Annotated in this window: 12 protein-coding genes; 5 read left to right on the top strand and 7 right to left on the bottom strand. The window is 69.8% G+C overall.

What is annotated here, in order from left to right:
* Positions 1-2 precede the first annotated feature (2 nt).
* The 4 genes from WFJ01_RS12475 to WFJ01_RS12460 form a co-directional block, all read right to left on the bottom strand.
* Positions 3-1,106, bottom strand: coding sequence for an ABC transporter permease (locus WFJ01_RS12475; protein ID WP_336629197.1), 1,104 nt, complete (start codon positions 1,104-1,106; stop codon positions 3-5).
* Positions 1,103-1,915 (bottom strand): ABC transporter ATP-binding protein, encoded by an 813-nt coding sequence (locus WFJ01_RS12470; protein ID WP_292887984.1) that lies wholly within the window; start codon positions 1,913-1,915, stop codon positions 1,103-1,105. Before WFJ01_RS12470 ends, WFJ01_RS12475 begins: the two co-directional genes overlap by 4 nt.
* A complete protein-coding gene (locus WFJ01_RS12465) occupies positions 1,912-2,736 on the bottom strand; it encodes an ABC transporter ATP-binding protein (protein WP_336629196.1) in 825 nt (274 codons plus the stop codon). The genes WFJ01_RS12470 and WFJ01_RS12465 overlap by 4 nt, the downstream gene beginning before the upstream one ends.
* Before the next feature lie 127 nt (positions 2,737-2,863).
* Complete coding sequence (locus WFJ01_RS12460; protein WP_336629195.1) at positions 2,864-4,534, bottom strand: ABC transporter substrate-binding protein; 1,671 nt, start codon at positions 4,532-4,534, stop codon at positions 2,864-2,866.
* A gap of 150 nt (positions 4,535-4,684) precedes the next feature.
* Between WFJ01_RS12460 and WFJ01_RS12455 the strand changes: the two genes are divergently transcribed.
* Positions 4,685-5,350, top strand: coding sequence for a TetR/AcrR family transcriptional regulator (locus WFJ01_RS12455; RefSeq protein WP_336629194.1), 666 nt, complete (start codon positions 4,685-4,687; stop codon positions 5,348-5,350).
* 10 nt (positions 5,351-5,360) lie between these two features.
* Positions 5,361-6,575: an amidohydrolase gene (locus WFJ01_RS12450; RefSeq protein WP_336629193.1), complete on the top strand. Its 1,215-nt coding sequence runs from the start codon at positions 5,361-5,363 to the stop codon at positions 6,573-6,575.
* A 189-nt stretch (positions 6,576-6,764) separates the two neighbouring features.
* On the opposite strand, the gene WFJ01_RS12445 is transcribed toward WFJ01_RS12450, so the two are convergent.
* A complete protein-coding gene (locus WFJ01_RS12445; protein WP_295033617.1) occupies positions 6,765-7,079 on the bottom strand; it encodes a metal-sensitive transcriptional regulator in 315 nt (104 codons plus the stop codon).
* Between the two features lie 80 nt (positions 7,080-7,159).
* Here WFJ01_RS12445 and WFJ01_RS12440 point away from each other — a divergent pair, with 80 nt between their 5' ends.
* Positions 7,160-7,345 carry a hypothetical protein gene (locus WFJ01_RS12440; RefSeq protein WP_292887999.1) on the top strand — a complete coding sequence of 62 codons (186 nt, stop codon included), beginning with the start codon at positions 7,160-7,162 and terminating at the stop codon, positions 7,343-7,345.
* Complete coding sequence (locus WFJ01_RS12435) at positions 7,342-9,039, top strand: FAD-dependent oxidoreductase (protein WP_336629192.1); 1,698 nt, start codon at positions 7,342-7,344, stop codon at positions 9,037-9,039. The genes WFJ01_RS12440 and WFJ01_RS12435 overlap by 4 nt, the downstream gene beginning before the upstream one ends.
* 39 nt (positions 9,040-9,078) lie before the next feature.
* Here WFJ01_RS12435 and lgt read toward each other — a convergent pair whose 3' ends face one another.
* A complete protein-coding gene (gene lgt, locus WFJ01_RS12430; RefSeq protein WP_292888005.1) occupies positions 9,079-10,056 on the bottom strand; it encodes a prolipoprotein diacylglyceryl transferase in 978 nt (325 codons plus the stop codon).
* 89 nt (positions 10,057-10,145) lie between these two features.
* Complete coding sequence (locus WFJ01_RS12425; RefSeq protein WP_292888008.1) at positions 10,146-10,838, bottom strand: GTP pyrophosphokinase; 693 nt, start codon at positions 10,836-10,838, stop codon at positions 10,146-10,148.
* Positions 10,839-11,178: 340 nt separating this feature from the next.
* Between WFJ01_RS12425 and WFJ01_RS12420 the strand changes: the two genes are divergently transcribed.
* A complete protein-coding gene (locus WFJ01_RS12420; RefSeq protein ID WP_292888256.1) occupies positions 11,179-13,158 on the top strand; it encodes an APC family permease in 1,980 nt (659 codons plus the stop codon).
* Positions 13,159-13,234: the final 76 nt, after the last annotated feature.

The following is a 13,234-nucleotide window of genomic DNA, read 5'->3' as shown; positions in this document are numbered from 1 at the left end:
GGTCAGGCCTCCGTCTGCCGGGTGCGCGGGTCGAGGATGGCGTAGGCGATGTCGGCGATGATGTTCGCGACGAGCACCGCCATCACCAGCACGAGGAAGATGCCCTGCATGAGCGCGTAGTCCTTCGCATTGGTGGCGCTGAGCAGCAGCAGGCCGATGCCGGGGTAGGAGAACACCATCTCCATCACGATCGTGCCGCCCACGATGAAGCCGAGCGAGAGCGCGAAGCTCTGGATCTGCGGCAGCACCGCGTTGCGCGCGGCGTACCGCCACAGCACGCGGCGGTTCGGCATGCCCTTGGCCTGGGCGACGGTGATGTAGTCCTCGTCGAGCACGGTCAGCATCATGTTGCGCATGCCCAGCACCCAGCCGCCGAGGGAGGCGATGACGATGGTGATCACCGGCAACGCGGCGTGCGAGACGACCTGTCCGATGAAGTCGGCGTTCCAGCCCGGATCCACGCCCACCTCGTAGGCGTGACCGGCGGGGAACCAGCCCAGCACCGACGCGAACACGGCGATGAAGATGAGCCCGAGCCAGAAGTAGGGGATCGTGCCGAGGAAGGTGGTCACCGGCACCAGCACGTCCAGCCGTCCGCCGCGGCGCCACCCGATGACGGCGCCGAGGCTCGTGCCGATGAGGAAGGAGACGATCGTCGCGAAGCCGACCAGTCCCAGGGTCCACGGCAGCGCCGCGGCGATCGCGTCGCCCACCGGGGCCATGCCCGTGGAGATCGACACGCCCAGGTCTCCGCGCAGCAGCATGCCCCAGTAGTCGAGGTACTGGTGCCACAGCGGCACCGAGTGGTCCAGCCCGAACATGAGGCGCAGCGCCTTCTCGGCGTCCGGGGTGAGCTGACCCTGGCTGCGGGCCATGTAGGCGTCGACGGCATCGCCCTTCATCAGACGCGGGATGAAGAAGTTGATGGTGATCGCGGCCCACGCGGTGAACAGGTAGAAGGCCGCTCGCCCGCCGATGAAGCGCCACGGCACCCGGATGCCGCCGCGCTCGGCGCGCGTCGCCGTGGTGCCGACGAGCGTGGGATCCCCCGGCGCCGCCTCGGCGGGAGCGGCCCCGGTCGCGGGTGCGGACGTGTCGGCGCTCATCGCGCACCTCCGGTGGTCTGGGCGGCCCGGCGGCGGAAGAACTCCTCCGGGTCGGGCGAGGCGGCGCGCAGCTCGCGCGTGTACGGGTCCTGGGGATGCAGGATGACGTCGTCCGCGGGCCCGCTCTCCACGACCCGGCCCTGGTTGAGCACCAGGATCTCGTCGCTGAAGTGGCGGGCGGTCGCCAGGTCGTGGGTGATGTAGAGCACCCCGAGGCCCTCCTCGCGCTGCAGGTCGGCGAGCAGGTTGAGCACGCCGAGGCGGATCGAGACGTCGAGCATCGAGACCGGCTCGTCCGCGACGAGCAGCGCAGGGCGCGAGGCGAGGGCGCGCGCGATCGCGACGCGCTGGCGCTGTCCGCCCGACAGCTCATGCGGGCGCCGCTCCATGACGGCGTCGGGATCCAGCCGCACCCGCTCGAGCAGGCGGCGCACCTCGGCGTCGACCTCGTCGCGCGGCACCACGTGGTCCAGCCGCAGCGGCCGTTCGACGTGGTGACGGATCGAGTGGTACGGGTTCAGGGACGCGAACGGATCCTGGAACACCATGCGCAGCTGCTGGCGGTAGCGCCGCAGCCCCTTGCCACGGCGCGGGATCGGGGCGCCGTCGAGCAGCACCTCGCCGCGCGTGGGGGTCTCCAGCTGCGTGAGGATCTTGGCGATCGTGGACTTGCCGCTGCCGGACTGGCCGACCAGGCCGATGGTCTGGTGCGAGCTGAGCGTGAAGCTCACCTCGTCCAGGGCCTTGAGCTGACCGGATCCGCGGAGGTTGTAGATCTTCGTGACGTCGCGGAACTCGAGCGTGGTCATCGCACCACCACCCCCCGCTCGCCGGTCAGGCGCGGGAAGGAGCGCAGCAGATCCCGCGTGTACTCGTGCTGCGGATCCGTCCACAGCCGCTCGGCGTCGGCGAGCTCGACGATCTCGCCCTCGCGCATGACGGCGATGCGATCGCTGATCTCCAGCAGCAGCGGCAGGTCGTGGGTGATGAACACGACGGAGAACCCGAACTCGTGGCGCAGCTGCGAGATCTGCTTGAGGATCTCGCGCTGCACGAGCACGTCGAGGGCCGTGGTCGGCTCGTCCATCACCATGAGCTGCGGTCGCAGCGCGAGCGCCATCGCGATCATCACGCGCTGGCGCATGCCTCCGGACAGCTCGTGCGGGTAGGAGCGCCGGCGCTCCCCGCCCACCTTCACGATCTCGAGCAGCTGCACGACCTCGTCGCGACGCTGCGCCCGGCTCATCCCCGGGCGGTGCACGCGGAACACGTCGTCGAGCTGAGCGCCGATCGTGGCGACCGGGTTGAGCGCGTTCATCGCGCCCTGGAACACCATCGACACCTTGTCCCAGCGGAACCGGCGCATCTGCTCGGCGTCGAGCGCGTGCAGGTCGATGTCCGAGCCGTCGGCGTCGTGGAAGACGACGCTGCCTCCGGTGATCACGGCCGGCGGCTTGAGCAGCCGCTGCACACCGTAGGCGAGGGTCGTCTTGCCGCTGCCGCTCTCGCCGGCGAGGCCGACGATCTCACCGCGGCGGATGTCGATCGTGACGTTCTTCACCGCCCGCACGGGCGGATCCACGTCGTACACGACCGAGAAGTCGCGCACCGAGAGAAGGGGGTCTGTCATGAGGGCATGCTCCTGTAGCGGTCGTTGAGCGAGGCCGCGCGCAGCGCGACCGAGACGAAACGCGGTGCTCTGCGATGAACGCGTCTCGTCTCGCTGCGCTCGCTCAACGACCGAGGGGGATGGGCGGTTATTTGCCGACCGGCTTCAGGTTCATGATGACCTGCACGGCCGAGGGCTGCGTCGGGTCGGCGGTCGCGTACTGGTCCTTCTCGCTCGGCCACCCCGTGTACGTGCGGGTGTTGAACTCGCCCAGCTGCGGGTGCGTCCCGATCGGGATGGCCGGGACGTCCTCGACGAAGATCTTCTGGATCTTGTTGAGCGCGTCCGTGCGCGTCGCGTCGTCGGAGGCCTGCGCATACTGCTTCAGCAGCGCCGTCGCCTCGGGGTTGTTGTAGCGGCCGAAGTTGTCGGAGACCTTTCCGTCCGCGGCCTGCTCCAGGTACGCGCCGTTCATGACGTCGTCGTAGATGTGCCAGGGGTTCGATCCGGATCCCGACCAGTGCAGCGCGGCGTCGAAGTTGCCGGTCGCCATGTTGGTGAACCAGGTGTCGGCGTCGGGGGTGGCCACCTTCGCGTCGGCGCCGAGCGTGTTCTTGATCTGCGTGGCGACGAGCTGGATGCCGGTGACGTAGTCGTTCCAGCCCTGCGGGTCCTGCAGCGTGAACGAGACCGGGTTGCCCGACGGGTCGATCAGCGCGCCGTCCTTCCACGTGTAGCCGGCGTCGGTCAGCACCTTCTTGGCGCCGTCGACGTCGATCGAGAACGTCTTGTCCTTGTACTCCGGCGCGATGTACTGGTCGCCCGTCGGCTGCGGGATGCCCGTGACGCTGGTGAGCTCGGGGCCGGCGTTGCTGCGCGCCTTCTCGGCGTGCGCCTTGCGGTCGACGACCATGTTGACGGCCTTGCGGAAGGCGACGTCGTTGAACGGCGCCTTCGTCGTGTTGACGAGCACCATGTCGGGGCTGAGCACGTTGGCGCCCCAGAACACGTTGTGCTTCGGATCCTTGTCGACGTAGTTCTTCTGGTAGTCCGTGATGAAGATCTGGGCCCAGTCGGCCTCCTTGCTCTGCAGCGCGCGGAGCAGGCCGGTGTTGTCGTTGTACTCGAGGTACTTGAGCTGGCCGACCGGGACCTTTCCGCCCCAGTAGTCGGTGCGGGCGTTCAGCACGACGCCCTGCGAGGAGAAGCTCTTGATCGTGTAGGGGCCGGTTCCGACGGCCTCCTTGACCGGATCCTTGGTCGGGTCCGCGATGCTCTTCCACTGGTGCTCGGGCACGATGCTCACCTGCAGCACGTCGCCCTGCTTCACGAACTTGGACTCGGTGAAGGAGAGGACCACGTTCGCGCCGTCCTTCTTGACGTCGGCGAGCTTGAGTCCGGCGAGATCGAGCGCGGGGGTGCTCTTGATGAGGTTGTAGGTGAAGACGATGTCGTCGGCGGTGAAGGGCTTGCCGTCGCTCCACTTCACGTCGGCGCGCGGGGTGACCGTGAGCTGCGTGTAGTCGGAGTTCCACTCCACCTTCGAGGCGAGCCACGGCGTGGTCTCGTTCTTGCCGACCGGGTTGACCATCGCCAGCGGTTCGTAGATCATCCGGTCGTAGCCGAGCGACATGCCCGATCCCGTGGAGATGAACGGGTTGTTCGTCTGCGTCGAAAGGATCGCGGCGCCGTCCGGCTTCGCCACCGTGAGCGAACCGCCGGATGCGCCCGTGCTGGAACCCGACGAGCAGCCGGTCAGCGCCACCGCGCCGATCGCCGCGAACGCGGTCACCGCGATCAAGGTCTTCCTGAGCCTCATTGCTTCTCCTTCTCGTGGGCCGACGTCGTCGTGCGCCCATGTGATGCGGGGTCCCGCTTCTCTGGGGGAATTTACTTACTAGCGGGAAAGTAAGCAAAAGTGAGGTTACCCACCAGTAAGCTGGATGACAAGAAGGGGAAGGGACACGAAATGGTCACGTCCACCTCGAACCGCGTGAAATCGCGGCCGGAGACCGAGCGCAAGCGGACCGAGATCCTGAAGGCCGCGATCGAGATCTTCGGCGCGAAGGGATCCGCGAACGGCACCCTGGCCGATATCGCGGAGCAGGTCGGGATGACGCACGCGGGGGTGCTGCATCATTTCGGCTCCAAGCAGAAGCTGCTGCTCGAGGTGCTCGCCTATCGTGACGAGAGCGACGTCGAAGGCCTCGCCGAGAAGCACATCCCCGACGGCCCCGCCCTGTTCCTGCACCTCGTCAAGACCGCGTTCTCGAACGAGCTGAGGCCCGGCATCGTGCAGGTGTACACCGTGCTCTCCAATGAATCGGTGACCGACGGCCATCCCGCACGCGGGTTCTTCGAGCACCGGTACACCAAGCTCCGCGGCGAGGTGGGCGCCGCGTTCGTCGAGCTGTGCGCCCAGGAGGGCGTGACCGACACGGCGGTGATCGCCACGGCGTCGGCGGCGATCCTCGCGGTCATGGACGGCCTGCAGCTGCAGTGGCTGCTCGACCCTGCGGCCGTCGACCTGGCCGAGGCCAGCGCCTTCGCGATCGAGGCGATCGTGAACGGCGTGCTGCACCCCGGCCCCGCACTCGAGACGTACGTCGCCGAGACCGCCGGCGGATCCGCGTAGGCTCGGCCCTATGACGATCGACCTCGAAGCGCTCTTCATCGACCTGCACCGAAACCCCGAGCTCTCGTTCCAGGAGGTGCGCACCGCCGGCATCGCCGCCGGGCATCTGCGCGACCTCGGCCTCGAGGTCACCGAGGGCGTCGGCCGCACGGGCGTCGTCGGCGTGCTCGCCAACGGCGCGGGACCGGTCGTCTGGGCGCGCGCCGACATGGACGCGCTGCCCGTGGTCGAGGAGTCGGGCCTGCCCTACGCCAGCACCGCCACCGGGATCGACGCCGAGGGGCACGAGGTGGGCGTCATGCACGCGTGCGGCCACGACATGCACGTGACCGCGATGATCGGCGCGGTGGAGGAGCTCGTCCGGACCAAGGGCGAGTGGTCGGGCACCCTCGTCGTCGTGATCCAGCCTGCGGAGGAGTTCGGCGCCGGCGCCCGCGCGATGCTCGACGACGGCGCGCTGGACCGCTTCCCCCGGCCCGACGTCGTCATCGGCCAGCACGTCACGCCGTTCCCCGCCGGCATGATCGGCGTGCGGCCCGGCCCCCAGATGTCGGCCTCCGACGGACTGCACGTCGTGCTGCACGGCCGCGGCGGGCACGGATCCCGCCCGCACTCCACGATCGACCCCGTGGTCATGGCGGCCGCCACGGTGATGCGCCTGCAGACGGTGGTCTCGCGGGAGGTGGATCCGCACGACCTCGCCGTGGTCACGGTGGGCGCGATCCACGCCGGCACCAAGAACAACATCATCCCGGCCGAGGCCACCCTCGACCTCAGCCTGCGCTACCCGGACGACGCCCTGCGCACCAAAGTGCTGGCGAAGGTGGAGCGCGTGATCAAGGCCGAGGCGATGGCGAGCGGCGCGACCGAGGAGCCGACCATCGAGACGCTGCACACGCTGCCCGCGACGATCAACGACGACGAGGCGACCGAGCGCGCGACGGCGGCCTTCCGCGCCGCGTTCGGCGATGAGAACGTGATCGATCCCGGCCTGTTCACGGGCAGCGAGGACGTCTCGTGGTTCGCCCGCGACGCCGGCGTGCCGCTCGTGTTCTGGTTCTGGGGCGGCATCGCCCCCGCGCGCTACGCCGCCGCGGTGGCGCAGGGGACGGTCGACAGCGAGATCGCCACGAACCACTCCCCGTTCTTCGCGGTCGAGATCCACCCCACGATCGAGGTGGGCGTGCAGGCCCTGACCGTCGCGGCGCGCGAGTTCCTCGGCTGACGTCGCGCACCGGATCCGCCTCCCGGCCCCCCGGGACCCGGCCCGGATCCGCCTCCCGGACCTGTCACGATCGGCACAGGTCGTGACGATCAGCACACGGATCCACGTCGATACGCGTGCTGATCGTCACGGGCTGTGCTGATCGTGACGGGGCAGGCACGCCCGGAGTCGCGTTAGAGCGCCCGTCGCTCAGGCGAGGGTGAGGAAGAGCTTCTCCAGCTCCTCCGGACTCGGCCCGCCGTCGGCGTCCGGCTCGGTCAGGCACTCGCGCAGCGCCGTCGAGATCACCAGGAATCCGGCCCGGTCCAGCGCCTTCGTGACCGCGGCGAGCTGCTGGACGACGGCGCGGCAGTCCTCACCGGCCTCGACGGCGCCGATCACCGCGGCGAGCTGGCCGTGCGCGCGGCGCAGACGGTTGGAGATCTTGCGCACCGCGTCGGCGTCGTGCCCTGCCGGGTGCGTCGCGTCCACGGAGGGGTCCTGGGCGGTTCCGGTGGTGATCATGGATCCAAGCATACCCCCGGGAGTATGTTAGATTGATACTCCCCGGGGTATCCGAGACGTCCGGGCGAGGAGGAGAAGAGATGTGCCGTGCAGTGACGTGCAAGACGTGCGGGAAGACGACCTGGGCCGGGTGCGGCCAGCACGTGTCCGAGGTGAAGCGCTCCGTGCCGGCCGCGCAGTGGTGCGGCGGCCGGCACTCGCAGGCGGAGATCGATGCGGCCGCGTCGACTCGGGGCGGACTACTGTCGCGGATCTTCGGGCGATGAGCGAGACCGTGACGGATCCGGCCCGGCGGATCGTGATCGTCGGCGGCGTGGCCGCCGGGATGAGCGCCGCGGCGCGCGCCCGCCGCCTGGACGAGAACGCGGAGATCATCGTGCTCGAACGGGGCGCGCACGTCTCGTTCGCGAACTGCGGACTCCCCTACTACGTCGGCGGCGAGATCGAGGACGAGGCCGACCTGCTCGTCCAGACGCCCGCCACGCTGCGCGCCGCGCTCGCTCTCGATGTGCGCGTGCACCACGAGGTCACCGCCATCGACTCCGGCCGGCGGTCCGTGACGGTGCGAGGCCCCCAGGGCGAGGAGCAGCTGACGTACGACGCGCTCGTGCTGGCGCCGGGTGCCGTCGCCGTGCGCCCGCCGCTGCCCGGGCTCGACTCACCGCGCGTGAGCACCCTCCGCACCGTCGAGGACGCGGTGGACCTGCGCGCGCGGATCGACGGACACGCCTCGACCGCACGGCGGGCGGTGGTGCTGGGGGCCGGGTTCATCGGCCTGGAAGCCGCTGAGGCGCTCCGTCAGCAGGGCCTCGACGTCGATCTCGTCGAGCTTGCACCCCACGTGCTGCCGCCGCTGGAGGCCGAGATCGCCGCCCCCGTCGCGGCGGAGCTGCGCCGGCTCGGGATCACCGTGCACGCCGGGGTCGCCGCGCAGGCGGTCGAGCAGCACGAGGAGCACGACACCGTCGTCCTCGCGGACGGCCGGCTCCTCGACGCGGACCTCATCCTGCTCTCCGTCGGAGTGCGCCCGGACACCGCGGTCTTCGAATCGGCCGGCGTCGCGTGCGAGCGCGGGGCGATCCTCGTCGACGAGCACGGACGCACCAACCTCCCGGGCGTCTACGCCGCCGGCGATGCGGTGCTCTCCGTCGACGCCGTCACCGGCCTGCGCCGGCCGGTCGCCCTGGCCGGTCCGGCGAACCGCGCCGGACGCGGGATCGCGGACCACATCCTCCGCCCCGCGTCGGCGCGCCCCCTTCCGGCCCCCGTGGGCACGGCGATCGTGCGGGTCGGCGAACTCACCGCCGCGCTCACCGGGGCCAACCGGGCCGCGCTGCGCGCCGCCGGCATCGAGGCGCACACCCTCCACCTGCACCCCACCCAGCACGCCGGGTACTTCCCCGGGGCGACGCAGATGGCGCTCGTCGTCCATGTCCGCCACGGCGACGGCCTCCTGCTCGGCGCCCAGGCCGTCGGCCTTGAGGGCGTGGACAAGAGGATCGACGTGCTCGCCACGGCGATCCGGGCAGGACTCACCGCGGCCGACCTCGTCGACCTGGACCTCGCCTACTCCCCCGTCTACGGCAGTGCGAAGGATCCGGTGAACCTCGTCGGCATGGTCGGGGGGAACGTCCTGGACGGGACGCTCCGACTCTGGTACGCCGAGGACTGGGAGCGGCTGCGCGGGGAGACGCTCATCCTCGATGTGCGCAGCGCCGCGGAGTACGCCGCCGGGCACCTGCCGGGGGCTCTGCACATCCCGCACACGGAGCTGCGCGACCGCCTCGACGAGGTGCGCGCGGCCGCCGCGGGACGTCCCGTCCGGGCCCTGTGCGGATCCGGCGTGCGCTCGCACATCGCCCACCGGCTGCTCGTGCAGGCGGGCTTCGACTCCGCCTCCCTGTCCGGCGGCATGCTCACGGCGCGCGCGGTGCTCGGGGACGACGTCCTCGTGTCCTGACGCCGCAGGGCGTGAGACGGCGGCGCGGGCGCGGCGGGGCTACCGCTGCGCCCGGCTGCCGACCGGGGCCTCCGCGTCCGGCCCGTCGCCGCCGACCGCGGCGCCGCCGACCGCGTCACTGCCGACCCCGAGGGCGCGACCGGGATCTCCCGATCCCCCGGAGGCGAGCGCGACCCGCGACGCTCCCGTGAAGGCGGACGGCTCGCCACCGGGATGCCGTCGTGTCTGCACCACCAGCAGCACGAGACCGAGCGCGACGGCCGCCAGCGAGGCCCACACGTTCGCGGGGATGCCGAGGAAGCCGATGCTGGACGGGTCGATGCGGATCGACTCGAGGTAGCTGCGGCCCGCGCCGTACCAGATCAGGTACAGGGCGAGCACCTTGCCCCATTGGAGCGCGAACCGGCGCTCCAGCCAGAGGATCACGGCGAAACCGAGCAGATTCCAGACGATCTCGTAGAGGAACAGGGGCTGGAAGAGCGTCCCCGGAGGCATCCCCGGTGGGAACTTCGGGTTGGTCGCCTCGATCTGCAGGCCCCAGGGGAGCGTCGTCGGCAGGCCGAAGAGCTCGTGGTTGAAGTAGTTGCCCAGCCGGCCCAGGGACTGCGCGACGAGCAGCGCCGGAGCGAGCGCATCCGCGACGCTCCAGAACCGCACCCGCGCGCGGCGGCAGGCGACGACGATGCCGATGGCGCCGCCGATCAGGGAGCCGTAGAGGGCGTTGCCGCCGTCCCAGATCGCGAACACGTCCCACAGGTTGTCCCCCGGGGCGAAGTAGTCGCCCACGTGCGTGAAGACGTGATAGAACCGGGCGCACACGATGCCCAGCGGCACCGACCAGAGCGCGATGTCGATCGCGAACCCGGGGTCGATCCCGCGCCTCTTCAGGCGATGGCCGAGGATGAGCGTCGCGGCCACGATCCCGGCGATGATGCACAGCGCGTACGCGTGGACGGTCAGCGGACCGAGTTGGAACTGCGCCCATTGCTCTGGGGGGCTGGGGATGCTCGCTCTCACGGTCGCCTCTCGCTCGGGGTCACGGCCTCCGACACCCTAGGCAGGCCAGTGCGGAACCGGCTGTGAACGAACGCCGCCGCATCTCCAGCTCAGACGTCGAGCGGGAGATGCGGAAGCGCGGCGAGCGGGGCGTGCGCCTCGTGGTGCAGCCGCTCCATGCGCGCGTCGAGCTCGCTCGCGGCATCGGCTGCCGCAGTGAGGTCGTCGACGAGGTGCGCGGGCACCTGGCCCTGGAACTTGTAGTGGATCTTGTGCTCCAGGCTCGCCCAGAAGTCCATCGCGATCGTGCGGAACTGCACCTCGACCGGCACCTGGAGCGGCCCGGAGGAGAGGAAGACGGGAACCTCGAGGATCGCGTGCAGGCTGCGGTAGCCGTTGGCCTTCGGAGTGGCGATGTAGTCCTTCACGATGCGCACCGTGATGTCGTCCTGGGCCGTGAGCAGGTCGAACAGCCGGTACACGTCGGCCACGAAGCTGCAGGTCACCCGCACTCCGGCGATGTCGGTGATGCTCTCCCGGATCGACGCGAAATCCGGATCCACTCCGCGGCGCGCGACCTTCTCGACGATGCTGTCCGGCGACTTCACCCGGCTCTTGACGTGCTCGATGGGGTTGTAGGAGTGGTGGTGGGTGAACTCGTCCCGCAGGATCGAGATCTTCGTCTCGATCTCGCGCATCCCGAACTCGTACTCGTGCAGGAAGCGCTGGAACTCGTCCCGCAGCTCCCGGGCTTCGGAGAGGGTCTGGTTCAGCGCGTCGTCATCGAGGGGAACCGTGCTCATGCCTGCGACGCTACGCAACCGGTGTTCGGATCTCCTGTGTGTTCGTTCTCAGCGGATCCAAGACCGCGCACGGCGATCCGGTCGGATCGGAGAGCGCTCTCCGCGCCCGCGCGAATACCCGCTTCGGACACGCCCGGGACCGGATCCGGGCAAAGAGTGATCGAACAGTGATGCAACAACCCGCGCGCGAAATTGCATCCGCGCCGTTCCAGGCGTAATTTTGCCGCTCGTGGCAAATGACAGCCGTGAGAGCGCCGACGCCCCGCAGGTAGCCAAACGCATCCTGCTCGGCGAGCCGCTCAGCACAGAGAAGGCGAACGAACAGCTCCTCCCGAAGCGGATGGCGCTGCCGATCTTCGCATCCGACGCCCTCTCCTCCGTGGCCTACGGGCCGCAGGAGATGCTGATGACCCTGGGACTGGGCGGGCTCGCGTTCCTCGCGTTCGCCCCCTGGGTGGCCGCGGCGGTCGTCCTGCTGCTCATCGTCATCGTGCTGAGCTACCGCAAGCTCATCCAGGCGTACCCGTCGGGCGGCGGCGACTACGAGGTCGCGTCGAAGAACCTCGGCGAGATCCCGGGCGTGGTCGTGGCCGCGGCCCTCCTCGTCGACTACATCCTGACCGTCTCGGTGTCGATCGCCTCCGGCGTCGACAACATCATCTCCGCCGTGCCCCAGCTCGACCCGTGGCGCGTCGAGCTCGCGGTCGGATTCGTGATCCTCATCGTCGTCGTCAACCTGCGCGGCGTGCGCGAGGCGTCGACGTTCTTCGCCGTGCCGACCTACATCTTCATCGGATCCGTCGCGGTCATGATCGTCACCGGTCTGGTGCGCACCTTCCTCGGCGACGCACCGGTCGCCGAGAGCGCGCAGTACTCGTTCCAGCACACCGATCAGCTGGTGGGCGCCGCGATGATCCTGCTCGTGCTGCGCGCGTTCTCGAGCGGCTGCTCCGCCCTGACCGGCGTCGAAGCCGTCTCGAACGGCGTGCAGGCGTTCCGGATCCCCAAGATCGGCAACGCGCAGACCACGCTGGCGATGATGGGCGGGATCGCCATCCTGCTGTTCACGGGCCTCACCGCGCTCGGCCTCATCACCCAGGTGCACTACGCGGAGAATCCCTGCCGGGATCTCGTCGGCTACGCCTGCGGACAGCCGCAGCAGAGCCTGATGGCGCAGGTCGCCTCGGCCACCTTCGGCGCCGGCTCCCTGCCGTTCTTCATCATCCAGGCGGCGACCGCGTGCGTGCTGCTGCTCGCCGCCAACACCGCGTTCAACGGCTTCCCGCTGCTCGGCGCCGTCCTCGCCCGCGACGGCTACGCGCCCAAGGCGCTGAACACCCGCGGCGACCGCCTCGTGTTCTCGAACGGCATGATCGTGCTCGGCATCGCCGCGATCGGCGTGCTGGTGCTGTTCCAGGCGAACCTGACGAACCTGATCCAGCTCTACATCATCGGCGTGTTCGTGTCGTTCTCGCTGGGCCAGGTCGGCATGGTGCGGCACTGGCGACGCCTGCTGCGCGCCGCCCACGGCCAGAACGCCGAGGTCGCCGCACAGGCGCGACGCAGCGCCTACACCGGCCTCGTCATCAACTCGCTCGGCGCCTCCCTGACCATCGCGGTGCTCCTCATCGTGACCGTCACGAAGTTCACGCACGGCGCGTGGATGGTGTTCATCGCGATCCCGGTCCTCGCCCTGCTCATGATGGGCGTGAAGCGGTACTACCGCGACGTGGAGCACGAGATCGCGATCGACGACACGACCCACTTCGGGTCGGAGGGCGACGTCGCGATCGTGCTGGTGAACCGGCTGCAGAAGCCCGTCGTCAAGGCGATCGACTACGCCATCGCCGCCCGGCACGAGAAGACCGTCGCCCTGCACGTGGCCGCCAATCCCGAGGACGGCGTGCAGCTGCAGAGGGACTGGCAGCAGCATCGGATCCCGATCCCGCTCGTCATCGTCGAGTCGCCGTTCCGCGCCTACGCGCAGCCGGTGGAGGCGTACATCAAGAAGTACCGCGCCAAGCACGGGCCCGCAGTGGTCACCGTGTACCTGCCGCAGTACATCGTCGGGCACTGGTGGGAGTCCATCCTGCACAACCGTCGCGCGCGTCGGATGGCGAACCAGCTGATGCTCATCCACGGGGTGACGATCACCCTCGTGCCGTGGCTGCTGGACTCGTCCGAACTCATCTACGGCCGCCGCTCGCGGCCCGTGCCGGGACAGCAGCGCGCCGGCCGCCCGCTCGCCCTCTACGGCGAGGCGAACGCCAAGCCGGCCCGTCGCGTGCAGCGCCCCGCCGGACCTCCCGAGCAGGGCTGACGCCGACCGCCGGAGCCGTTTGACAGCGGGGGCCGCCCGGCGGGACACTCGGGCTGACCACGGGCAACGTCCGCCC

The organism is Microbacterium sp. MMO-35 (assembly GCF_037147555.1).
Taxonomy (GTDB): domain Bacteria; phylum Actinomycetota; class Actinomycetes; order Actinomycetales; family Microbacteriaceae; genus Microbacterium.
Note: the sequence above shows the minus strand (reverse complement) of the source record. Positions and strands in the feature narration are given on the sequence as shown.

What these genes read in the sequence shown, in the direction of transcription:
- WFJ01_RS12475 (WP_336629197.1), bottom strand. Translation starts at nt 1,106, where the DNA reads ATGAGCGCCGACACGTCCGCACCCGCGACCGGGGCCGCTCCCGCCGAG.
- WFJ01_RS12470 (WP_292887984.1), bottom strand. Translation starts at nt 1,915, where the DNA reads ATGACCACGCTCGAGTTCCGCGACGTCACGAAGATCTACAACCTCCGC.
- WFJ01_RS12465 (WP_336629196.1), bottom strand. Translation starts at nt 2,736, where the DNA reads ATGACAGACCCCCTTCTCTCGGTGCGCGACTTCTCGGTCGTGTACGAC.
- WFJ01_RS12460 (WP_336629195.1), bottom strand. Translation starts at nt 4,534, where the DNA reads ATGAGGCTCAGGAAGACCTTGATCGCGGTGACCGCGTTCGCGGCGATC.
- WFJ01_RS12455 (WP_336629194.1), top strand. Translation starts at nt 4,685, where the DNA reads ATGGTCACGTCCACCTCGAACCGCGTGAAATCGCGGCCGGAGACCGAG.
- WFJ01_RS12450 (WP_336629193.1), top strand. Translation starts at nt 5,361, where the DNA reads ATGACGATCGACCTCGAAGCGCTCTTCATCGACCTGCACCGAAACCCC.
- WFJ01_RS12445 (WP_295033617.1), bottom strand. Translation starts at nt 7,079, where the DNA reads ATGATCACCACCGGAACCGCCCAGGACCCCTCCGTGGACGCGACGCAC.
- WFJ01_RS12440 (WP_292887999.1), top strand. Translation starts at nt 7,160, where the DNA reads ATGTGCCGTGCAGTGACGTGCAAGACGTGCGGGAAGACGACCTGGGCC.
- WFJ01_RS12435 (WP_336629192.1), top strand. Translation starts at nt 7,342, where the DNA reads ATGAGCGAGACCGTGACGGATCCGGCCCGGCGGATCGTGATCGTCGGC.
- WFJ01_RS12425 (WP_292888008.1), bottom strand. Translation starts at nt 10,838, where the DNA reads ATGAGCACGGTTCCCCTCGATGACGACGCGCTGAACCAGACCCTCTCC.
- WFJ01_RS12420 (WP_292888256.1), top strand. Translation starts at nt 11,179, where the DNA reads ATGGCGCTGCCGATCTTCGCATCCGACGCCCTCTCCTCCGTGGCCTAC.